The sequence below is a fragment of the Luteibacter rhizovicinus DSM 16549 genome (assembly GCF_001887595.1).
Taxonomy (GTDB): Bacteria; Pseudomonadota; Gammaproteobacteria; order Xanthomonadales; family Rhodanobacteraceae; genus Luteibacter; species Luteibacter rhizovicinus.
Map to the genome: position 1 here is coordinate 4,344,072 of NZ_CP017480.1, position 23,448 is coordinate 4,367,519.

Annotated in this window: 16 protein-coding genes; 9 read left to right on the plus strand and 7 right to left on the minus strand. The window is 62.4% G+C overall.

The annotated features are described in order from the left end of the window. Positions 1–42: 42 nt before the first annotated feature. Both BJI69_RS19835 and BJI69_RS19840 read right to left on the minus strand, forming a co-directional pair. Complete coding sequence (locus BJI69_RS19835; RefSeq protein ID WP_052767145.1) at positions 43–1,869, minus strand: glycoside hydrolase family 35 protein; 1,827 nt, start codon at positions 1,867–1,869, stop codon at positions 43–45. Positions 1,870–1,976: 107 nt separating this feature from the next. Continuing rightward, entirely contained in the window at positions 1,977–4,883 is a 2,907-nt protein-coding gene (locus BJI69_RS19840) for a TonB-dependent receptor (protein ID WP_078023365.1), read from the minus strand. A gap of 286 nt (positions 4,884–5,169) precedes the next feature. On the opposite strand from BJI69_RS19840, the gene BJI69_RS19845 reads away from it, so the two are divergent. Then, positions 5,170–7,620 carry a glycosyl hydrolase family 95 catalytic domain-containing protein gene (locus BJI69_RS19845; protein ID WP_078023367.1) on the plus strand — a complete coding sequence of 817 codons (2,451 nt, stop codon included), beginning with the start codon at positions 5,170–5,172 and terminating at the stop codon, positions 7,618–7,620. 143 nt (positions 7,621–7,763) lie between these two features. On the opposite strand, the gene BJI69_RS19850 is transcribed toward BJI69_RS19845, so the two are convergent. Further along, entirely contained in the window at positions 7,764–8,606 is an 843-nt protein-coding gene (locus BJI69_RS19850; RefSeq protein ID WP_125903131.1) for a hypothetical protein, read from the minus strand. A 175-nt stretch (positions 8,607–8,781) separates the two neighbouring features. Here BJI69_RS19850 and BJI69_RS19855 point away from each other — a divergent pair, with 175 nt between their 5' ends. From BJI69_RS19855 to BJI69_RS19865, 4 genes are all read left to right on the plus strand, one after another. Continuing rightward, entirely contained in the window at positions 8,782–10,221 is a 1,440-nt protein-coding gene (locus BJI69_RS19855; RefSeq protein WP_052767144.1) for an APC family permease, read from the plus strand. A gap of 50 nt (positions 10,222–10,271) precedes the next feature. Further along, positions 10,272–10,547, plus strand: a complete 276-nt coding sequence (locus tag BJI69_RS19860; RefSeq protein ID WP_046967461.1) for a hypothetical protein — start codon at positions 10,272–10,274, stop codon at positions 10,545–10,547. A gap of 23 nt (positions 10,548–10,570) precedes the next feature. Then, positions 10,571–11,380, plus strand: a complete 810-nt coding sequence (locus tag BJI69_RS22405) for an SEL1-like repeat protein (protein WP_125903132.1) — start codon at positions 10,571–10,573, stop codon at positions 11,378–11,380. A gap of 133 nt (positions 11,381–11,513) precedes the next feature. After that, positions 11,514–12,350 carry a hypothetical protein gene (locus BJI69_RS19865; RefSeq protein ID WP_046967460.1) on the plus strand — a complete coding sequence of 279 codons (837 nt, stop codon included), beginning with the start codon at positions 11,514–11,516 and terminating at the stop codon, positions 12,348–12,350. A gap of 11 nt (positions 12,351–12,361) precedes the next feature. On the opposite strand, the gene BJI69_RS19870 is transcribed toward BJI69_RS19865, so the two are convergent. Continuing rightward, on the minus strand, positions 12,362–12,934 hold the full coding sequence (locus BJI69_RS19870; RefSeq protein ID WP_046967459.1) for a hypothetical protein: 573 nt from the start codon (positions 12,932–12,934) through the stop codon (positions 12,362–12,364). A 174-nt stretch (positions 12,935–13,108) separates the two neighbouring features. On the opposite strand from BJI69_RS19870, the gene BJI69_RS22145 reads away from it, so the two are divergent. After that, positions 13,109–14,665 carry a GDSL-type esterase/lipase family protein gene (locus tag BJI69_RS22145; protein WP_071925041.1) on the plus strand — a complete coding sequence of 519 codons (1,557 nt, stop codon included), beginning with the start codon at positions 13,109–13,111 and terminating at the stop codon, positions 14,663–14,665. 122 nt (positions 14,666–14,787) lie between these two features. Further along, entirely contained in the window at positions 14,788–15,750 is a 963-nt protein-coding gene (locus BJI69_RS19880; protein ID WP_181016772.1) for an alpha/beta fold hydrolase, read from the plus strand. 47 nt (positions 15,751–15,797) lie between these two features. Here BJI69_RS19880 and BJI69_RS19885 read toward each other — a convergent pair whose 3' ends face one another. Further along, the gene (locus BJI69_RS19885) at positions 15,798–17,009 is read right to left on the minus strand and encodes a sensor domain-containing diguanylate cyclase (RefSeq protein WP_052767142.1); all 1,212 of its coding nucleotides are present in this window, start codon (positions 17,007–17,009) and stop codon (positions 15,798–15,800) included. 332 nt (positions 17,010–17,341) lie between these two features. Continuing rightward, positions 17,342–20,401 (minus strand): TonB-dependent receptor, encoded by a 3,060-nt coding sequence (locus tag BJI69_RS19890; protein WP_046967592.1) that lies wholly within the window; start codon positions 20,399–20,401, stop codon positions 17,342–17,344. Positions 20,402–20,773: 372 nt separating this feature from the next. On the opposite strand from BJI69_RS19890, the gene BJI69_RS19895 reads away from it, so the two are divergent. Continuing rightward, positions 20,774–21,385: a YajG family lipoprotein gene (locus BJI69_RS19895; RefSeq protein WP_125903133.1), complete on the plus strand. Its 612-nt coding sequence runs from the start codon at positions 20,774–20,776 to the stop codon at positions 21,383–21,385. 170 nt (positions 21,386–21,555) lie between these two features. Continuing rightward, the gene (locus BJI69_RS19900; protein ID WP_125903134.1) at positions 21,556–21,864 is read left to right on the plus strand and encodes a hypothetical protein; all 309 of its coding nucleotides are present in this window, start codon (positions 21,556–21,558) and stop codon (positions 21,862–21,864) included. Here BJI69_RS19900 and BJI69_RS19905 read toward each other — a convergent pair. Continuing rightward, on the minus strand, positions 21,835–23,424 hold the full coding sequence (locus tag BJI69_RS19905; RefSeq protein ID WP_052767141.1) for a putative bifunctional diguanylate cyclase/phosphodiesterase: 1,590 nt from the start codon (positions 23,422–23,424) through the stop codon (positions 21,835–21,837). The two genes, BJI69_RS19900 and BJI69_RS19905, sit on opposite strands and share 30 nt — an antisense overlap. Positions 23,425–23,448: the final 24 nt, after the last annotated feature.

The following is a 23,448-nucleotide window of genomic DNA, read 5'->3' on the forward strand; positions in this document are numbered from 1 at the left end:
GGTCGGAAGAAAGTAGAAAGAGAAACGAGCGAGCGTTATGCCTCATGGGATGCCCACCGTGGTCGTGCCGAGGATGGGGTGCTTGCGCGTGCTGAGCACAGGCGCACCTTCCACCAGCAGGTCGAGCACCACGATCTGATTGCCGCGCGGCTTGAGCCACACCCCGGGTACGTACAGCGTCCGTTGCGGACCGATGCTCCAGGTACGACCCAGCGCATGGCCGTTGAGCCAGACGAAGCCCTTACCCAAACCCGCCGTGTCCAGGAACGTATCCGCCGCGGCGCTGCCGGCAACCGGTGCGTCGAACGTGGCGCGGTAGAAGCACGGCGCATGCTGGCAGGCCGCCGAGGTGTAGTGCAGCGATGCGCTATCGGTGAATGGCAGTGAGTAGTTCTGCCAGTCATGCAGCGGCTTACCGGCCAGGCTGACGGGCCCAAGGATGCCCTTGCGCTCGTTCAGCATTTTCTCGCCGAAGTTGATGCGCCCATCGTTCTGCACCAGCAGGTCCAGCGTGTCGCCCTTGTGCAAGGCGAGCTTCAGGCGGTCCTGCTTCAACCGGCGATCGAGCGTGCCGACGCGCTTGCCGTTGACGTAGACCTGCGCATAGTCGTGCAAGGTGTCGACAAGCAACTCGCCGGATACATCGGCGTCGACGCGCTTGCGATAGAGGATGTCGCCATACGCCTGGTCGAACGACTCCATGGTTCTCGGCTCGGCCGAGGATACCGGCGCAGGCAAGCTATCCCACAAGGACACGGACTCACCCAGCCGAATGCCCTCGATCGCCTGGGTCGGCGGCGTGGCGGGCACGGGCGGCAGCGAGACGCCGGTTTCCCTGGCGATCACGGCGCGCGCGGCAAGGTACTTCGGCGTGGGACGCCCGCTCTCGTCGAGGGGACTGTCGTAGTCGTAGCTGGTGACGTCGGGCTGGTAGCTATTGTCGTCCCAGTTCGCGCCGTTCATCCAGCCGAACGAGGTACCGCCATGGAACATGTAGAAGTTGACCGAATAGCCCTGCTTCAACATCCATGACAGTTCGTCGGCGACCTTCTTGGCGGGCTCGACGTGGTGCGGTGCACCCCAGTGGTCGAACCAGCCAATCCAGTACTCGCCAACCATGTAGGGGCCACCGGGCTGCCAGGTATGCAGCTTCTCGAACTTCTTCTGAGCGTGGCCCACGCCGAAGTTGATGACCTGCAGGACGCCGGGCAAGGATCCGGGTGTTTCCGCGCTATCGGACGTGCTGAGCAGCGAGGCGTTGAACCCGCCATCGACGATCCCCTTGCGGATCTGCTCCATATACGCGGTGTCGGTGCCAAAGCTGCCGTACTCGTTCTCGACCTGTACGTCGATGATGTTGCCGCCGCGGCTCAGTTGCAGCGGTGCCAGTTCCTGGCCCATCCGGTGCAACCAGCGCTGGGCAGGCTCCATGAATTTCGGGTCGGTGCTACGCACCTTGACGTTGGGGTCCTTCAGCAGCCACGCAGGCAAGCCACCAAACTCCCACTCGGAACACACGTAAGGGCCAGGACGCAGGATCACGTACAGCCCCTCCTCCTTCGCCTCACGAACGAACTCGGCGACATCGTTCTGTCCGCTGAAATCGAAGTGACCCGGGGTCGCTTCGTGCGCGTTCCAGAACACATACGTCGTAATGGTATTCAGGCCCATGGCCTTGGCCATCTTCAGGCGATCCCGCCAGTACTCACGGGGTACGCGGGCGTAATGCATCTCGCCGGAGACGATGCGGAACGGTTTGCCGTCGAGGACGAAGTGTCCCTTCTCGATGCTCATCGGCTGGCCGGATGCGGCAGGCACCGCGGATGCCATGCCACACGACAGGGCGCCCATGAACAGCACGGAGGCCACGACACTTTTCGATCGACTCACTAGACACCTCACATCAGGACCCCGGCATCGACACCGGCTCGCTCGAAGGCGAGCCGGTGTCGGGCTACTTCATGCCCCGGAGGACATCAGAACGTTCCGCGCACACCCACGGTGTAGATCGTGCCGTCCGCTTCGGCATAGAGGAAACGATTGCTGTACACCGAGTAGTCGTAGAGATGCTCGTGGGTCAGGTTGGTGCCGGAGACGAACACCGACAGGTGCTTGTTCACCGCGTAGCTCGCGCTCAGGTCGACCTGTCCGTAGGCACTGCGCGTGGCCGGCTGAGCACCCGACCCGTAGGCCAGGCTTTCCAGGTACTTGCCGCGCCAGTTGTACGCCACGCGCACCTGCACGGGGCCCTTCTCGTAGTACACGCTGGCGTTGGCCGAGTCGCCGATACCGGGCACGGCGAACTTGCCCGATGCCGCGATGATGCCGGGGCTCAGCGCCGTGCTGCTCTTCACGTGCGTGTAGTTGAGGGCCATACCCAGGCCATTGAAGGGCTCGGGCAACAGATGGGTGAACTGATAGTTGAACGTCGCTTCGCCGCCGTAGATGTTCGACGAGTTCAGGTTGATCGGCTGGGTCAGCGACCAGATGAACGGCTGCCCGGTATTCTGGTCGTTGAGGAACGGGACCGGCGTGCTCACCAGCGTGCTGAAGTTGCTGACCTTCTTGTAGAAGCCCTCGACGGCGATGTAGCTGGCGTCGTCGATGTACCACTCCAGGCCCATGTCGTAGTTGCGCGAGGTATACGGCTGGAGCTGCGGATTGCCCTGCGAAATGGTCAGCGAGTTGGGGCGCGTGCCGAAGCTCTTGTTGTAGTAAAGGTTGCTGAGCTGGGGCGGTGTCAGCGTCTTGGACAGGGACAGGCGATAGATCAGGTTGTCCAGCAGCGTCCACTTGAAGTTCATCGACGGCAGCCACTTGTGGTAGCCGCCCTTGTCCGACTGCGGCGCCAGCGGGCCGTAGGTCACCTGGCCGTTGCTGGTGTCGTGCGGATCGACGTAGTACGCGATCGGCGGCTGGTTGATCGCCGTGGATGTCGAGACGACGTTGAGATAACGCACGCCGACGTCGACGGCCCAGGGCATGTTCCACATCGTGCCTTCGAACACGGCCTTGGTGAAGAACGACTTCTCCTTCTCGCCCACGTCGTTGTAGCTGCCCGGGTTGGGCGCGGCATCCAGGTTGCCACCGTTGGCAGCCATGCCGGCAAGCAACGCGGCACGCTTGTCGTCGGGGAGCTGGTTATACGCGGCCGGCGACGCCAGCCAGTCCAGGTAGGCCCGCGGATCGTACTGGATCCATTGGGACGGCAAGCCCGGCGACGACACCCCCTTGATCTTCGACGGCGCGTTGAAGATGTAGGCACCGATGGCGTCCGCCGGGACCGGGATGGAATAGCCGCAGTACGCGTTGCAGAGGATACCGTTCGGCGTACCCCAGCTCACGGACTTCACCGATTCCTTGGTGTACTGCACGCCCGCCTCGAAGCGCGTAATGACGCTGTCGTTGAAGGCCTTGTCCAGCTTGAACTGGTAGTTGTCGACCTTGTTGGTCACGTTGTTGCCAGAGCCGGCATTGCAGCAATGCGCCGTGAGGTTGTCCAGGTTCGTCGGCGAAAGGATGTTCGAGTAGCTCGGCGGCTCGTTGCTGCCACCGTTGGTCCAGGTCGGGTTGGTGCCGAAGTTCTTCGCGCCGACCACCAGGAAGTAACCGTTCGGGCTCTGCTTGTTCCAGGCCTTCGAGCTGGATGCATCGAGAATCAGCTTGGTCGAATCGTCGATGTCGAAACCGAGGTTGACACCGTTCTGGTAGCTCTTCTCGTAGCTCGGCGTATACGACGCAACATAGTCGTTCGCCATGACGTTCGGGCCCTGGCTGTTACGGACGAAGCTAGTCACCGTATTGTTGGCATCGGTCGTCAGCGACTGGATGTCCGAGGTGTTCCCGTACTGACCGAACTCGTGCTCGATCGGGTCGACCTTGTAGCTCGAGTACAAGGTGTCGAACTGGACCGTGAGGGCATCGATCGGCTTCCAGTCCATGGCGCCACTGAAGCCCTTGCGGGTACGTATCTCGTTCAACACGTTGCTCGCCAGCGTTTCCGGGAGCGCCACGTTCCTATAGGTGGGCGTAGTCGCGCCCGGCGTCGTGTAAATGTCCTGGTCGGCATACCAGGAGTTGGCCTGCGTGTTGAGCTGGGTGTCCTTGCGCTTGTAATACGAGGCGGAAAGCATCCAGCCGAAGGTGTGATCCTTGCTCGTCCACCCGAGCAGGCCCGAGGCCTTGGGCGTGGTCTTGCCTTTCCAGTCGCCGGTCAGGTTGCTGTTGATACCCGCCCCGCTCCAAGCCCCGTGGTAACCGCTGAAGTCCAGCGGACGCGCGGTCTGGATGTCCACCACGCCGCCGATGTCGACTTCGGAGATGTCCGCCGACGAGGTCTTGTTGACCTGGGCGACGCTGATGATTTCCGAGGGAAGGACATCGAAGTTGAAGGCGCGCGAGCCGGAGGCCGTGGCCATCGGGCGTCCATTGATGGTGACGGCGACGAAGTCGGGACCAAAACCGCGCACGGCGATCTGGCTGGACTCGCCACCACTGCGGTTCACCGATACGCCCGGCACGCGCTGGAGCGCGTCGGCCACATTGGGATCGGGGAACTTGCCCGCTTCTTCAGCGGAAATGGAGTCGACGACGTTGACCGACTCCTGCTTGATCGCCTGCGCGCGCTGGAGCGCCGCGAGCTGACCGGTAACGGCGACCTCACCCAACTCGGTGACCTTCTTCTCGTCACTCTTGTCGTCCGCCGGTTTGGCCGGCTTGCCCGGCTTGGCGGGCGGCGTGGCGGACTGCGTTCCGGCCGGAGCGGCCTCCGGTGCCGCTGTCGCGGTCTGTGCGTAACCTGGTGCGCCGTAACCCACCATCCAGGCGACACCCGTTGCCACAAGCGACCGCCGCACGGCGACCGCCAATTTCGTTAGCTGCATGGCTACCCTCCCCCACTCTGTGGAATAACATCCGATGAGCACACACGGTTTGCTGCCCGGCACTCATCGGCTCCGTTACCCACAACGGCGCCACAAAGCCCCGAAATCCCCGTCACCCCTTACCCCTGACAGAGCAGTTAGCTGCTACCGCTTATTTGTAGTACTTATTCATAATACCTAGCTTGATCATGGCAACAAGCTGCGCCGCAGCATGACAATGTGGGTGCTCCGTTCTAGATTTCCTTTTGTCCTACAAATTGATTTTCCAGGGGCGTCGGAACACTTCATGACTAGTGGCAGGGATCGGCACACGTGCCTGGAAAAAGCGCTCGCCGACCCGATGGACCGGCGCCGCTTCCTGAAGATGACGGGTGCCATGGCGGCCATGTTGCCGTGGCTCACCCTGCCCCGGTTTGCCGAGAGCCAACCTGTCGACCGCCCCATCGGTCCCATGCCGGCTGCGGCGAGGCAGTCTCTTTGGTATGGCACACCCGCACCGGAATCGAACCTGCTGCGCGAAGGCCTGCCCATCGGCAATGGTCGCCTGGGTGCACTGGTCGGTGGTGACCCCTCGTCGAATGTGCTCTACGTCACAGATGCATCGATGTGGCTTGGCAAACGCGATGTCGTGCTGGGCGACGACGGCCAGTTCGACTACACGACCGAGCACTTCGGCAGCCTGGTGATGCTGGCTACCTTGCACCTGTCGGTCGAAGGTCATGAAGCCGCCAGGATCACCGACTACCGGCGCGAGCTCGACCTCGGCCAGGGATACGTTCGTGTTTCGTACCGGAAAGACGGCATCGCCTACACGTGCGAGGTCTTCGCCAGCCACCCCGACGACCTGATCGTCATCCACCTGTCCCAGTCCGGCGCAGGCCGCTACAACGGATCGGTCCAGTTGCGTGGCATGCATGGGGAAACGTCCCAGGCAGCGACCTTACAAGGATCGAGTGGGACCGCGAGCAGTCATTTCGAAGGTGTTCTGGAGAACGGCCTCCGGTACGCGACGAACGTCACGGCGGTCGCAGAGTCCGGCACCGTTCACGCCGACGCGAACGGTATCCACTTCGCGGACTGCAGTGCGCTGACGGTCCTCCTGTGCGGCGGCACCAACTACTCGCCGGACCTCGCCAGGAACACCATGGATGCGTCGGTCGATCCGTTGAAGCTCTCGATCCAGAAAACGCAGGCCGCCGCGACGCAATCGCCGACCATGCTGCTGCGTACGCACATCGCCGACTACCGTTCCCTGTTCGATACGATGCGTGTCGACCTGGGCGCGTCGACCAAGGCACAGCGAAAGATGGATACCTGGACCCGTCTCCAGGCTCGGGCAACGGCAGTCGCTGCCGTCGATCCGGAACTCGAAGCGTCCTATCTGCAGTACGGCCGCTACCTGACGATCGCCGGATCCCGTGACAGTCTGCCGACCGGTCTGCAAGGCCTCTGGTTGAACAGCAACACGTCACCCTGGATGGCCGACTATCACAACGACATCAATATCCAGATGAACTACTGGCTGCCCGACCGGGCTGGCCTGCCGTCCTGCTTCGAGCCGTTCACCGATTACTGTCTCAGCCAGGTGGAAACCTGGACGGCCGTCACCCATCAGCACTTCAACGATCCCCGCAACGGCTATCGCAACAGCTCGGGCAAGATCGCCGGCTGGACCGTGGGCATCTCCACCAACATCTACGGTGGCGGCGGTTGGCGCTGGCACCCGGCCGGGAATGCGTGGCTGTGCAATAACCTGTGGCAGCACTATCAGTACAACCCGGATCGGGCCTACCTGGCGCGCATCTATCCCCTGCTCAAAGGCGCCTGCGAGTTCTGGGAGTCGCGCCTGCTGAGTGTCAGCGTGACCGACCCGGCCACCGGCCTCGTGCGCGAGGTCCTGATCGACGATGCCGACTGGTCGCCCGAGCAAGGACCGACCGACGCGAAGGGCAACACGTATTCGCAGGAACTCGTCTGGGATCTGTTCAACAACTATCGTCAGGCCGGCTCGCTCCTGCGCAAGGATCCCGAGTACGCCGCGACGATCGCGCAGCTGCAGGCGCGGCTCTATCTGCCCCAGGTCAGCCCCAAGACCGGCTGGCTGGAAGAATGGATGACCCCGGACAACCTCGGCGAACCCGAGCACCGGCACCTGTCGCCGCTGATCGGTTTCTTTCCCGGCGACCGCATCACGACCGACGGAAGCCCGCCGGCGTTGATCGACGGCGTAACCAGGTTGCTCGAAGCGCGAGGCACGGGCGGCTATGGCTGGGCCTGCGCCTGGCGGGCCATCTGTTGGGCCCGACTCGGCGATGCCGAGAAGGCCTACCGGCTCATCCTCACCAACCTGTCGCCATCGAAGAACCACAGCAATGGCACCGCGCAGAACTTCTTCGACATGTATGCCCTGGATGCCAGCACCGACGCCTTCCAGATCGACGCCAACTTCGGCACGCCTGTCGCCATGCTGGAGATGCTGATGTCGTCCCGGCCCGGCCTGATCGAGCTGCTGCCGGCGCTGCCCAAGGCGTGGGCGACCTCCGGGAGCGTGACCGGCATGGGGGCCCGCGGGGGGTTCCGGGTCGACCTGGCCTGGAGTCAGGGGAAGGTCGCTTCGGTGACGATCCACAGTGCCGGAGGCAGCCGGACCCGCCTCAGATGGGGCCTCTGGGCCCGAGAGATCGCCCTCCAGCCGGGAAAATCGGTCACTTTCACCCCCGGCCCGGGCGAAACTTAAGAACGATTCATAAACCGCCGAGTATAGTTATTCCCAAGGCAGCCGAGAGGCGCCGGTCCCAAGCAGTCTGCGGTTCCCCTGCCGCTTTGCACCGACGGATAACACCAAGAAGCCCATGGACTCCCCTCCGTGGGCTTTTTCTTTCATGGCCCCGCAATTCCCGGCCATGAAACCGAGACGCCTTGCAGCGCCCTGGGCATGTCACTCCCGCATCGATAATCGTCCACGACCGTCGCAAGGTGATTCGCACGCGAGCCGCGCCCGACGAATCCCCCGGCCTCCTCCCGGTGCACGGTGAAAAGGCAATCGTCACGTACTTTGGGCATCGGCTGCTGGTCCCCCAGATAGACCATAAGCAATTCCTGGCGCGTCGACGTCCCGTCCTCAACGACGGCCATGCTGATCCACGTCTTTATGATGCCGGACATCACTGGTGGAAAATCGGAGATCGTCATAACGCGTGCATGGAGGAGACGAGCGTCTTCGAGTCCTTCGGGCTTGATGGGGAAGCTGGTGCCTGCAGAGGCGTTGATTTCGAAAACGCCGTAGGGTCCATCGACGCTTTCGTACACTCCCGATGCCGGTCCTCTGAGGATCATGAAATAGCTGGCGCCGACGGTGCAACAAAGGGGAGCGGCCTCTGAGATGCCTCCTCGATAGAGCACCCGAATGGTTTTGCCCTCGCTCCCCTTCAGGAACGTGGTTACCCGCACCTGCGCGTACCCGTCGGCAAACTCATTTTCGGGCTCGCTACTTTCGAGCGCGACGACCTGACCAAAGATCACCAGGTCGGCGTCGTGGATGCGTGCTTCCAGGCTCCGCTTCGGTATCTCATACGCGGCTACTGGCAGGCTCATGACGCTCAGAGCGAGCAAGCTAAGGAGCCGGCCCACGGCGAACATCGGAACCCGCCGGACAAGCGTCACGAGCGCAACTGGAACAAGACCTGCCTTCCGCTCTTCCCGCATGCTTCGTTCCCGGGCCATCGAATCCCTCCGCGTCGACCATGGGTGACGATTTCAGCATAGTGGATCCGTCGCGTGGAATATCAGTACCGGCATCTGTCGCGCGTACTGTTTTGTTACTGCTGTAAGGCCATGGTCGTGCTCGTGGCATACAATCGCCGGCTTTGATCGCGACGTCTTTGATCCAGGAGTTCCCGTGACCCGTTCGACCGCTGTAAAGCCCCCACGCAGCCATAAGCTGTCGACGCAGTTCATCGTCTTCATGGTCCTGGCGGCTGCCGCGCCACTCGCCTCGATGATTGGCAACCTGCCCATTGCCATCTCGCGCGGCACCGGGGCCAACGTACCCGTCGCCTTCCTGATCGCGGGCCTGATCCTGGTCGCGTTCACCACCGGCTATGCCTTCATCGGCCGTCGCGTCGTCAGCACGGGTGCGTTCTACACCTATGTGGCTGAGGGCCTCGGCAAACCGCTGGGGGTTGGGACCGCGTTCTGCGCGATCATCTCGTACGGTGCGTTCGCCTTCGGGCTCGCGGCGGCATGCGGATACTTCGACGAGCAGGTCTCCATCGCCGTCGGATACAAGGTCGACTGGACGATCTGCGCCGCAGTGTCCGTCCTGCTCACCGGCGTTCTCAACTACCGGTCCATGGACGCGTCGACCAAGCTGCTCGCTGTCATTATCGTCGTCGAGACCGCGGTGCTCGTCGTCTTCGACACCAGTGTCGTTGTCGCGAAGGGCTGGGCCGCCTTCCCTCTCTCTTCCTTCGCCCCGAGCCAGTGGTTGGCGCCCGGTATCGGCGTCTCGCTGATGACGGCATTCACCTGCTTTGTCGGGTTCGAATCCGGTGCGCTCTATTCCAAGGAGGCGGCCGATCCTGTCCGCAGCATCCCGTTGGCCAGCTACGTCTCGGTCATCCTTATCGGGTCGTTCTACTTGCTGACCGCCTGGATCACAGTCGGCGCGATGGGTTCCGGTGACGTCAAGGCGCAGGCCCTCGCGCACGGTGGCACGCTCGTCCTCGATCTCATCAAGCAGTATGACGGTGAGGTCGCCTCGGACATCGCCGGCGTGCTCCTGTGTACCTCGATGCTGGCGACCTACATCGCCATCCACGCCGCAGCGTCCCGCTACGTGTTTGCCCTGGCCCGCGAAGGCCTCTTGCCTCGCATGCTTGCCAAGTTCGACGAGGTGCGCAACGTGCCCGTGGCCGCGACCCTTTGCATGTCGCTGGCGACCGTCGTATGCCTGATCGGCATCGCGTCGACCCGGAACGACCCCTACGCCGCCATCATCCCCGTGCTGATCGGTATGGGTACGCTGGGCATCATTGCCCTGCAGGCCGCTGCAGCGATCGCAATTGTCTTCTACGTCTTCAAGCGCAGGAAGGAAGCGGGGCCGGTCGTTCTCGTCGCGTCGGTCCTTGCCGCGATTGGGCTATCCGTCGCCCTGACGACCGTGTGCATCAATTTCACCCTGCTGTCGACGGTGAATACGCCGTTCGTGGCCTGGCTGCCAGCGCTGTACCTCGTTACGCTCGCTGTCGGGATCGGCTTCAGCGTCTGGCTGCGGAAGGCCCGGCCGGCGCAGTATGCGCAGTTGGCGTTGGTCGAGGTGCGGGCGAGCGTGGGCTGAGTTCCAGAGGCCATCTTCCGGGGTAACGAAAGCCGTGTTCGGAGAATGGGATGACTGAGGGCTATCGGATAAGACTCGTCGCCCGAAATGAAGGCGTCGAATACTCGGATGCGCACGGCGTCTACCGATTCAATGTGGCGCTGGCGGATAAGACATGGAAAGTCTATTTGCCCGGATCAAAAGGAAACGACTTTCGATCGCACGCGTTGACTGAGAAGGAAAAGGACACGATCCTTCCCCGGATCAGGCAGTATCTTGAATCGAAGAGATACTTCGGGTTGATTGGCCCAAGATATCCAGCGGTCTTTGAACAAGATCCGCTCTAGCTACAATCTATCGGTGAACTAGCATGGTGGACGATGCGGACGATCTGTGGCGAACTCTCGCGAGCCTTGATGAAGCAGGGAACGTTTCCGGCGCACTCGATCATTTGCTTGGCTCAGAGCTGAGGAACGACTCACGTGGGCAACGATATATAGGATGGATTCACAACGCGCGGGGCGATGTCGTTGTCGCCGCATCCTGGTACCTGAAGGCCGCCCGACAGGGTAACGAGGCCGCCATCGCAGATTGCATGGAGTGTGCGATTCAAATGTGGCGAGAGGGTCTTCGCGACGAAGCGCTCGCCTTGGCCGAGTCACCACCTCTATGTCATCTCGAGACATCACAACGATTCCTGATGTCGCGTTACTTCGATCTCGGAAATAGAGAAAAGCTCGTCGAGTGGTCGCTGCGACTCGCAGCGTTCGGCAGGGAAGGCGATGTCATGCACGTGGCCAAGCTTCTCGTCTCACAGCACGATACGATTGCGGCCCTTCCACATCTGGAAGCCCTCGCCGAACGAGGCAGCCCGGCTGCACATCAGCTCCTTGGCGAGCTTTACCGACAAGGCATCGGCGTAGCGAAGGACGAACAAAAGGCCAACCTGCATTACGCGGTAGGTGCGCGCCACGGGTACTTCGTGAGCCAGACCCGTCTTCTTCACTACGACCGTGCTACCAAAGGCGTCTGGTACCTACCCGTGTTTGCGGTTCGCCTTCTCGCTCTGATGGCCAGGGGTGCCGCCGTCAATTCCAAGCATCCGCAGGACCCGAGACTTGCGGACCTGCCCCCATGGAATCGTCCGCAGTCCCCAATATTCGGCGGCCAGCGCCCTTAGCCTACTGTATGCCGAAAACGAGCAGCTCATGACGGCAGCCTGCTAAGTATTTTTTCTGACGGCACGGCGGCGGCCCAGAGCAAGGATATCCAATCTCTGCCCAACGCCCCGATACGATCGCAGGAGAACTGCCATGCCCGCACAGCCGATGACCAAGTTCGAGGCTTTCAGGGACGCTTACCGCGAGGCCAAACGGACGCGCACCCTTGGTAGCACGCCCGTCATCCTCAGCGAAGGCGACTCATGGTTCGCCTTCCCGCTCGACAATTTCAACCTGCTAGACGTGGTCACGACACTTGTCCCCGGCCTCTATCTTCGCCTGGAGGACAACGGCGATGAAGCCGTCCGCATGTTCAAGAGCGGCTCCAGGAATCTGGACCGTATCGGCGAACACCTGGCGACGTTCAATTTCAATGCCGTGCTGATCAGTGCGGGCGGCAACGATATCGTCGGTGAGCATCTCGAAGGGGTCTTTGCAGGCCAACCCACCCTCACGCCGCAGACAGCGGTGGGCCTCGTCAAGGCAGCCCGATTCGGCGTGGTCCGCCAAAGCTATGAAAATCTGATCGCCGTGGTCCGGGACAAAGGCAAGGGAAAGGTCCCGATTCTCGCCCATACCTACGACTACCCCGTGCGGCTGGGCGTCCCGGCGAAACTCGACCTCAAAGGCATCGGGCTCATCGCGCTGCTGGTGTCGAAGGTTGGTGACTGGATCGGCAGTTATGTGCAGGCGGTGCTCCCGGCAAGGACGGACCAGCTCGAGTTTGTCCGCCTGCTCCTGGACGCCTTTCGGGACGATATCCTCGTTCCGCTCAAGACGGCAAACCCCGGCCTCTTTGATTTCTGTCCGCTGCTCGGCACCTTGGGCCCGGATCCGACGCTCTGGCATGATGAACTGCATCCTTCGGACGCAGGGTTTCAGGAGCTCGGCCAGAAGTTTGCCGCGCAACTAAGACATCTCATCTATTGAGGGAGCCCCGTCTACTTCGCATTCAAGGCGTCGAGATGCGCCTTCGTCTCGCCGATCGTCGGGATGCCCAAAGCCTCGCGCTGAGCTTCCGAGACGGCTGTCGGATCGGTCGGCGAGAGTTCCCATTTGCCGGTGGCCTTGTTCTTGAAGAACTGAGTTCCATACCACTGCGGCTTGCCACGCTTGACCAGGATCCGGTCCCACGCCTGCGCGGTCAGAACCTTCGCATCCTTGTTCGAGCTATCCAGCCGGGTTGCCGTCGTCGCGAGCGCCAACGCAAGCTCCGTGTCTTCGACCTTGTCGCCGTGCTGGAAGATGAGAGCCGCGTTGAAATAGTCATCGGCGGTGCGAACGTCGCCTGCCTTGAGGATTTCTGTCACGCGACGTTGCCGAGCGACGTCGTGCTTTCCCACCACGTCCCAGTCGATCGTGTTGGAGCCCGGCGACCGGTCCGCCTGATCTGCTTCTTCGAGCTTTTTCAACTCCAGGTTCGTTGATGCGGCGAGGCACGCACCGAAGGGAACAACAGCAAGCATCAGGCCCAGCGTCAGGCTGCGGAGCGTTGACTGGCGAGCGAAGCTCATAGGCATTTGGACCTCGTGTGTTGAATCGGCCGACACATGACACGTGTGCGCCAAGTCTTGCGTGGAGTCCAGATCGTGGCAAGCGGCATCGAAATCTGTGAACCCGATTGCAGGCAGCGAAGTACGGCGATGGCACGATGCCCCTCTCTTCCCCGCATCCCCCCAGGTTTCCTCATGGCTTCGTCCTCATTCAAGACGCTAGCGACAACCATCGCACTCGCGTTGTCTGCCAGTTCAGCCAGCGCTACCAGCGTTCTCGATCCCTGGGTGGGTACCTGGGGCGTCGCTCCGCAGTCTTACTCAAGCGCCACCTCGCCCACGGGCAAGACGCTCAGGCATATCGTCCACACCAGCATGGCGGGCACCGCATTACGTGTGACGGTCTCGAACCTCTATGGCACCACACCGCTGACCTTGTCGGATGTACATGCCGCCCTTCCGACGTCAGGCTCTTCGGTCGACCCTGCCACCGACCATGTCCTGACCTTTGCTGGAAACACGACAGTCAGCGTTGCGCCCGGCGCAACGGCCACCAGCGACGGCATCGACTTTCCGGTACCGGCAACGGCAAACGTCGCGGTGACCTTCTATGTGCAGCAAGCACCCGCCGCCCTGACCGGTCATTCCTTTAGCCAGCAGGACAGATATGAAGCAAGCGGTGACGTGAGCGGCAGTCCGGTAATCTCGGCGCAGGCGATCGGCGATTACGAGTTCCTGACCAACGTCGACGTCCAGAGCCCGACCACAAGGGGCGCCGTGGTCGCGATCGGTGCATCCATCACGGATGGATACGCGTCGACCTACGGAGCGAATCACCGTTGGCCCAATCGCCTCGCCGAACGGCTGCAGTCCGCGGGTATCGACGTGGGTGTCATCAACGAAGGCATCAGCGGCAACAACCTCTTTGCCGACGGTTCGGGCGACAGTGGCCTCAAGCGCTTCGACCGGGATGCGCTCGGACAGGCAGGCGTGCGCTGGGTCATCTTCTCCGACGATCCGCTCAACGACCTCGGGAATGGCAATCCGCAAGCGACGGCACCCAACGTCATCGCTGCCCTGCAGTCCTTCATCGACAAGAGCCACGCGAAAGGCGTGCGCTTTGCCTGCTCGACGTTGACGCCGTGGGAAGGTTCCTCGAACTGGACGGCCGCCCGCGAAGCCGTACGTGGCGACATCAACGCGTGGATTCGGGGTAGCACGTCGACCTGCGACGCCGTCATCGATCAGGACGCCGCCACGCACGACCCCGCCCACCCGACGGCCTTCCTCCCCGCCTTCGACTCCGGCGACCACCTGCACCCCAACGATGCCGGCTATGCCGCGATCGCTGGCGCGGTCAACCTCGCGCTGTTCACCCCGGTCAGTCTTTCGGCCGTCACGGCACCGACCGGTTGCGGCAGCTTCCAGCCAGGCAATGGCCTGCTGCCCAACCAGGCGATCCATTCCTGCGACGGACGTTTCACCCTCATCCTGCAGGGTGACGGCAACCTCGTTCTATACAAGGAACCGGGCATTCCCCTGTGGGCTGCCAACACGGTCAACCAGGACAGCGCCCAGCTGGAGCTCACGCCATCCGGTGACTTCATCGTTTACGGCAAGCTCGGCGAGCAGCTGTGGCGTTCGGGGAACGCGGGCCAGACGGCGGCGCAGGCATTCCTGCAGGGCGACGGTAACCTCGTTATCTATGGGCCGACGCAGGCCGTATGGGCGTCGAATACGGCCGGCCAGTAACAATCGCGATTGAACCGTGCAAGGCGGACATGCAAGACCCTCGAACGAGGGTCCCATAAAGTGCTGCCTCCACCAGGAGAATCCCAATGACCGACTCACACGATCCAAGCCTCAAGAACCCCATGTCGCGCCGTAGTTTCGTCGCCACGGCAGGCCTCGCCGCCGGCACGCTGGTAGCCGGAGCCGCCATCGCCGCGGAAGGTGCCGCGTCGAAGGGCTCCGCTGCAGCGGCCAAGCCGGCCGCCGGGAAGAAACACGCCGAGTCGGCGATTTTCACGACCAAGGACGGCGTCGAGCTGTACTACAAGGACTGGGGTACCGGTCAGCCCATCTTCTTCCACCACGGCTGGCCGCTGACGTCCGACGACTGGGACGCCCAGATGGTGTTCTTCCTGTCGAAGGGTTACCGCGTCATTGCCTATGACCGTCGCGGCCACGGCCGCTCGACCCAGACGATCACTGGCAACGATATGGACACCTACGCGTCCGATGTCGCCGAACTGGTCCGACACCTCGACCTGAAGAACGCGGTGCATATCGGCCACTCCACCGGTGGCGGCGAAGTCGCCCGTTATGTGGCCCAGCACAACGAAGGCCGGGTTGCCAAGGCCATCCTGGTCAGCGCCGTCCCGCCGGTCATGGTCAAATCGGCCTCGAACCCGGGCGGCCTGGACATCTCGGTGTTCGACGACCTGCGCAAACAGCTTGCCGCCAATCGCGCGCAGTTCTATCGCGAAGTGCCGATGCCGTTCTACGGCTTCAATCGCCCGGGCGTCAAACCCATCGAAGGCACCGTCAACAACTGGTGGCGCCAGGGCATGATGGGCGGCATACAGGCCCACTACGATTGCATCAAGGCGTTCTCGGAGACGGATTTCACCACCGATCTGAAGAACATCAAGGTGCCGTCGCTCGTCATGCACGGCGATGACGACCAGATCGTCCCGTACCAGGATGCCGGCGTTCTTTCAGCCAAGCTCATCCCGGGCGCGCAGCTGAAGATCTACAAGGGCTATCCGCACGGCATGCTGACCATCCATGCCGAAGAGCTCAACAACGACATGCTGGCCTTTATCAAGGGCTGAGTTTGCCAGGGGGCGGCGCCCGGCCGGGCGCCGCCCTTGCCCCGCATTTACGATGCGTGGTCATCGACTCGCCGCTGCCTGCGCACGGTGTACAACGCCCGATCAGCCTCAGCCAGCGTCGCTTCAATCGAAGCACCTGCCGTATGCACCGCGCACCCCTCCGTAAATCCGCACGGCGCCGCATGGGCATCCTGAGCAAAGCGCGCCGCCAGCGCATGCGCCTGGTCCACTCCGCTTTCCGGCAAGATGACGAGGAACTCATCGCCACCCAGGCGGATCACGTAATCCCCGGCACGCACGTGGCGCTGAAAGAACTGTGTCATGGCGACTAGCACTTCATCGCCGCGCTGGTGACCAAAGGTATCGTTGATGGCCTTGAACTTGTCCAGGTCCACGGTCACGCACGCCCAGCCGGATTGATTGCCCGCGCTTTCAAAATATTGCGCGAGAAAGCGCCGGTTGTAGCATCCCGTCAGCGCATCGCGGACGGACCACTCGCGCAAACGATGCTCCTGCAGCACTTGCTCGGTGATGTCCTGCGCGTGACCCAGCACTTGAGACTGGCCATCGTAGGTGTCGACCACGTTGTGATACTGCCAAACGCGCTGGCTCCCGTCCCTGGCATGAAAGCGAAGACGTCCCGCGTCGGTACCCCGTGCCTGGATACGCGCGAGATAGTCGGGCACACGCGTTGCATCGCGCGCCGTCATCAGCTCTCCGAGGTACAGACCGACAAGCTCCGCTTCGGAGTACCCCACCGACAGGCATGCCGCCGGATTGACGGTAAGCAGACGGCCGCCCAGGTCATGCGTGCAGATCAGGCCGAGGCTATAAGTAAACAGACTGCGAAAGCGCCGCTCGCTGGCGATCAGTGCATCGATGTCCCGCCGCCGTTCCGTGATGTCCTGAAACGCGCCGATCAATCGTGAGGGCTTGCCGTCACGCTGCTCGACAGCACCATGAGCCCGGACCCATATCTGCCGGCCGGTGGCAGTGGTCATCGGCAACTCCAGATCCCAGCCCTCGCCTTGCTCGATGCCACGTAGCACGGCCGCTTCGAGCACGGTGCGGACCGCCGGCGCGTAGTAGCCGATGGCCTCGTCGAGCGTGGGCTGGTGGTCGGGCGGCAGGTCATGGATGCGGCAGGTCTGCGCCGTCCAGCGCAGGGTACTGGTCGCCAGGTCCAGCTCCCAGCCACCGACCCCTGCCAGCTGGCCAATGTGGTCGAGTAGGTCGAAGGCATTCGGCGGCTCAGACATGGGGCACTCCGGCGGGTCCCCCTAATGATGCAACAAAAAAAAGGCCACCTGTGGGAGCAGGCGGCACTGGGGAGACGCGTTGTGCCCTCGCAGGGCATTTCTCGTTATTAGGCCAAGCATTCAGACGCGCGCCCGGTCGAAGGATTTGATAATGCCCCCGGCACGGCGTCCGCGATATAGGAAATTGTCGATGGGACGGTCCGTCCGAATCGGGCCCCGACGCAGGGGGCAACATCCATCGTCCGGCGGGGACGAGAGATGCCCTACGACGCGCTGCCTTCGCCAGAATGAAGAAAGCAAACGCGCCGTAGAGCGATCAACAACGTTCGAGCTTAGAAGTCGTACGTTGCGGTCAAGCGTGCATAACGCGGGGTCTGGTAGTACTGACCCAGGTCGTAGTTGTTGAGCACGGTCTGCGGCGAGCTGGATTCGTAGGTCGAGAACGAGTTAAGCGGCTTGCGCTCGTTGCTGACGTTGAACACCGACAGGCCGAAGGCGAGCCTGTTTTCAAAGTACGACGGACGGTACGTGATCGCCAGGTCCAGCTGCTTGTACCACGGGTTGCGCGTCTTGCCCGGGGGCGACGGCAGGCCATTGCAGTTGTGGTACGACGACTGGTAGCCGAGCGGATCCGGATCGGCCTGGCCGTCCAGATAGCCAAGGCAGGACTTCGGAGCGCCCGAGGCCAGACGCAGGTTGCCGGAGACCAGCCACTCGGGAGCGATCTGGTACGCGCCATACGCCTTCAACTGATGCGTACGGTCGTTCGCCAGCAGGCCGTTCGAGTTCTCCATCAGCAAGGCCGAATCCCAATCCTGCGTCTTGGAGATGTCGGTCTGGCCGATGTCGGACTTGGTCTGGCCTTCGGTGTTGCCGTAGCTACGCGAGAAGGTGTAATCGATGCGACCCTGCCACTTGCCGTTGAACGGATGCTCGAGGTACATGTCGAGGGCGTAGTAGGCGCGCTTGGCCTTGTCGGCGAAGCCCCAATCGTCCTTGCTCATCTTCACTTCGGTACGACCGATGCCGTTGGCATTGGCCAGGCTGAAGGTATTGGTGAAGCCCGGGTTGAAGATGACGCAGCCCGGAACCGTCACGGAGTCCGGATCGATACCTTCAGCGGTCAGCTTGTCGCCGATCTTGCCGGTGTCGCAAACGTCGTCGATGGCGGTACGCAGGCGGCGGAGCGTGAACTTCGCACCGGTAACCCACTCGCTGCCGAGCATCTTGTCGAAGCCGACGATGCCCTCGTCCTGGTACTGGCTCTTCAGGTCGCGCGCGGTGACCGACTCGGGATCGACCGGGTTGCCGAACTCGCCGTCGGGCGAGGTCAGGCCGCCGCCGAGGGGCGTGAGGCCCGTCGGAACGCCGAACTGGTCGACGCCCGAATACGCGAAGTATTCGCGGGTGTAGGTCGACGGCGAGGCACCACGAACGGCGACGTTGTTCGGCAGCGCGAGGTAGTAGCGACCCAGGTTGGCGTAGAGCTTCAGGGTCGAGTCACCGAACACGTCCCACGAGGCGCCCAGGCGCGGAGCCCACTGCGCCGCATTGTTGACATACGAACGACCCTGGTCGTTGAAGTTCTTGAAGCGGTCGTTGCGGGCGCCGATGCTCAGCAGCACGCGGTCGGTGACCTGCCAACGATCCTCGAGGTACTGGGCCCGCTGGTCCAGCGACATGCTGGTAACGGTGCTGAAGATCTGCTTGTAGAAGTAGTAGCCATTGCCACCCGGTGCGCCGACGCCCTGCGATACCGAGATCGGGACGTTCTCATTGCCCGGCGATGCCTTGCGATACCGCACTTCATAGCCAGCACCGCTCGGCGACGTGCCTTCGTTGTTGGCATCGTAGTGCATGTTGTCGATACCACCGGCGAGGTGGTGGTCGCCAACCTGCCACTCGAGATCGAGGCGCAGGCCACGCGTCTTGCTGCCTGCATTGGGATTCTGCGAATCGGGCGACGAGTTGAGGTTGGTCCGCGGCGTGCCGCCGGTGAGGGCGGGGTCTTCGAGATCCGGGCGGTCCAGGTACGGCTGGAGACCGAGGTCCGGCGTCGGATTGCTCAGGTAATCCTTCGTCCAGTTCTTACCGTACGTGGCCGTCAAGGTGACATCGTCGGTGATGTACGAGGTGTACTTGGCGATGGCGTACTTGGACTCGAGCTTCGACGTGTCGGCATTGGCGCCGGTCGGACCGGTGCTCGAACGCGTGTCGTAGTCGTAGCCGGTGTAGACACCGCGCTGCTCGTCGTTGGAATGGATACCGGTCAATTCAAGGATATTGCTATCGTTGATGTTCCAGTTGAGCTTGGCGTAGTACTTCGGCAGGTTGTACGTGTAGTGGTTGGTCGCGACCGGGTTCGCCTCGACGGACGCGGTGCTCTCGCCCTCGGACTTCTCCGCCTCGGCAGCGACGAAGAAGAACAGCTTGTCCTTGATCAAGGGACCGCCGACGTACGCAGAGTACGTGGTCGTCCACTTGGTATTGTCCGCGCGGCTGCGGTAGATCGTACCCACCGACTCAGGCGACTGATAACCGTAACCCGCGGGAAGCGTGTTGTTCTTGTAGTAGATGCTGCCCGGTGCGGACGAAGCAAACTTCGGCTCCCACAGGACCTGGGCGCCGAAATGCCAGTCGTTCGTGCCGCTCTTGCCGACCTGCGAAATCACGCCGCCGTCGGAGCGACCGTACTTGGCGCTGTAGCCGCCCGTATAGACTTCCTGCTGATCGATCGCGCCATACGGCAGGCCGACGCCGCCGAGGTTGCGGTACGGATCGGACGAGTTGTAACCATTGATGTAGTAGGCGTTCTCGGAAGTGCCGGAACCGCCAAACGACACCGTACGATAGCGGCCATTGCCGAGGCTGCTGTTGCCCGGGACGGCACCCGGTGCGAGCAGGGCGATGGCTTCGGCGTTGCGGCCGAGCGGCAGGCGGGCAAGCGTCTCGGACGTGATCACGGTACGCGAATCGACAGCCGTCGCGTCGATCGGCGGCAGGCTGTTGGCGGTGACCGTCACGGAGTCGAGCGACTGCGCGGCAGCAGCAATGGCAGCGCCCGCGAAGGACACATCGGTGGAACCACCGACCTTGATCTGGACGTCCTTGCGCGTGTCGACGACGGCACCGTCACGCTTGATGGCAACGGTGTAGCTGCCCAGCGGCAGGTTGCTGATGCGGTAACGGCCGTCGGCATCGACCGGAACCTCACGGCTGAAGCCGGTGTCGCTGGTAGCAACGACGGACTCGCCAGCCGCGGCCGGGACCTGACCGAAAATGGCGCCAGTCGTCGCCTGAGCGAAAACCGTACCCGTTGCCGTCATACCCAGTGCGAGCGCGACAGCCAGCACCGACGGACGCATACGAATGCGCCGCTCTGAATTCAACAATTGCATTGCAAATCCCCCGAACTTGGCCAAGGCGGCCAAAAATGACTCAACTGATGTGCCCCCATCCAACGCACTCTCACGGTGAAGTCTTTAGGCGCTGCTCCCCCGAGCGAGCACCCCCACGCGTCAGAGAGGGACGTAAATGCGGCGGCACGGTGACGATTGCATTACGAAACCTTAACCATGCGCCGGTCGCAAGATTAGGAGCCAAGAACTCACGGTGTCAACAGGAATTCGCAAGGGAACACTCGTAAGAAAATACGTTTCTGAAAAGGAGTTGGAAGCGGCGGGAACTCGACGAATAGCGGCGCTCTCATCCGCTCGTTCTTTCTTCCCTAAGACGCTTCCCGATGAGGCGCCGTTTCTGCTAGCGTGCGCAAACTTTTCATGGAGAGGGGGGAAGCAGTGATGCAAAAGCTAGCGTTGGGTTTGATGATTTTGCTTCTGAGCGGCTGTGCTTATAACAAGCAGATGGTCACGCTCAATCCGACGGTCAACGTACCTAAGTCGGTCGTGGGTTCAGGGGTCACGGTAGCGCTGAAGGTAGTGGATGACCGTGCGAACACGTCGCTCGGTCACCGGGGCAACGTCTACGGGGCGGCGGCGGAAATTACGACGAACCAGGATATCGCGCTGCTGGTACAGGACAGGATTCGCAAGGGTCTCGAGGATCAGGGTTATCGCGTGGTTGCGGGTGGAGCGTCGGCCGACCGCCAGCTTTCGTTCGAGCTCCGCGACCTGACGTATTCGACGTCACAGGGATTCTGGACGGGCGGCATCGAGATCGCCGGCGCCCTCAAGACCGTGGGTCGAAGCGGATCAAGCAGCTATGAGCAGCTCTACCGCGTCGACGACAAGCAACGCGTGGTTGTCGTTCCGACCGCCGAGACCAACGCGGTATGGATGAATACGGCCTTGTCGGAACTGTTGCAGAAGGTGTTCAGCGATACCGCGCTCGATCACTTCCTGACGACTGGAACCTGATGGCTTAGAGCCCGTGGTTCCAACTACTCCTTCGATACTGTAGGTAACGGAACCGGGCTTTTCGTGATCGTCGCGCGGGCTGCCTATGAGCGGCCCACGCGACGTTGTCGTTCGAGACGAACATCGCCATCTACGGCTTACGAAGCGCGACCAACATAAGTCACGTCCTGATGGAAGCGTCGAAGGCCGTCAATCAGGCCTACCAGCCAGCCAGCTGGAAAGCGCACTTCATCGTCTACTGGGCGAGCTGGCTGACGGCATCCGCGCTGGCCCTGGCGGGCGGTCTTTTCCTCCTACTGAGGAAATCGGTCGGCGTCACGTTCGTCATGACCGGGGCGTTGGTCGTCCTGCTCTACCCCCTTGTCGTTCAATGCTTCGGAGAACGAACCTACGCCTTCGAGAACATCCACTATCCGACCGCTGTCGTCGCCGGTCTGGTAGCGGTCATTTCAGGGATCGTACGTTTCGTCTACCAGTGATCGGGATTGCGCCAGGCTAAGCGCCCTCGCATCCTCGACCGTCATCGCCGCACTGAAGTAGAACCCCTGGGCGTCATCACACCCCTGCCGGATCAACGCCTGGCGCTGCGCCGCATCCTCGACACCCTCCGCGGTCACCTTCACGCCCAAACCGTGGCCAAGGCCGAGGAGCGCACGAACGATGGCTGCGCTCTCCGCTTCGGTGTCCATCGCTTCGACAAAGCTACGGTCGATCTTGATGCGGTCGACCTTGAAGTTGCGCAGGTGGTAGAGGCTCGAGTAACCCGTACCGAAATCGTCGAGGGCGATGCGAACGCCCTTCTCCCGCAGACCGGATAGCGCTACCTGCGCCGCCTGGAGGTCGCGGACGAGCGTGTTCTCGGTGATCTCCAGCTCCAGCCGGTTTGGTGCCAGGCCGGTTTCCAGCAAGATGCCTTCAACGGTCTGCGCAAAATCCACCGAGTGCAGCTGGACGGGCGACACGTTGACCGACACCGTCTCGCCACCGGACCACGTCGCCGCATCGGTACACGCCTGGAAGAGCACGTTCCGACCGAGCTCCACGATAAGGCCGCACTCCTCAGCCACCGGAATGAACCGCTCAGGAGGAATGTCGCCCCACTCAATGTGGTTCCAGCGCGCGAGAGCCTCGAACCCCGTGAGTTCGCCATTGGCGAGGTCGACCTGCGGCTGGTAATGGACGGCAATATCGCCTTTCGTCACGGCACGTCGAAGCTCGGACTCGAGATGGGCGCGCTCACGAACCTGCGCATCCATCTCTTCCTGAAAGAACCGTACGGCCGAGCCAAGCTCGGCCTTGGCCCGGTAAAGGGCGATGTCGGCCTTGCGGACGAGCTCGGTTCCGCTGTCCGCGTCCTGCGGGAACAAGGCGATACCTATACCCACCCCGACCAGATGCTCCGTGCCGCCAACCACGATCGGATGGGCCAGCGCGTCGATCATGCGCAAGGCGATGCCGGCCGCTTCTTCCGTCCCGAAGAGCTGGCTTGCCACCACCGCGAATTCGTCACCACCGAGACGGGCGACGACGTCCCCCTGCCGCACCGCCGCGGCCAGACGCGTCGCGACGACGATGAGGACCTCGTCTCCCACCGGATGTCCGTAGACGTCGTTGATCGCCTTGAAGCGGTTCAGGTCGATCATGAGCAAGGCATGCAGTCGCCGGGCGCCAGGGGGCGAGGCAATGGCCTCGTTGACCGCGTCGTCGAACCGGCGACGATTGGCCAGTCCGGTCAGCGGATCCTGGAAGGCGAGTTCGCGGGCATGAGCCTCGGCGGTGGTACGGCGATCCACTTCCCGCTGTTGCATCTGCATACGACGTCGGGCGACGAAGACGAAGGCACCGAGCACGAGCGCGATGGCGAGAACCTCGGATAGCTCAAGGGCACCCGCGGCGCCGGACGACATACCGACATGGCGCAGCAGTTCGTACTCGACGCCGAGGAAGACGAGAAGCGCGCCGACGGCGCCGAGAACCAGCCCATCCCACAGAAGGAAGCGGTTGCGCATGACCCAACCCCCGACGGTACCTGAGTTCATGGTCGTCCTTCCGTGCGGTAGGAG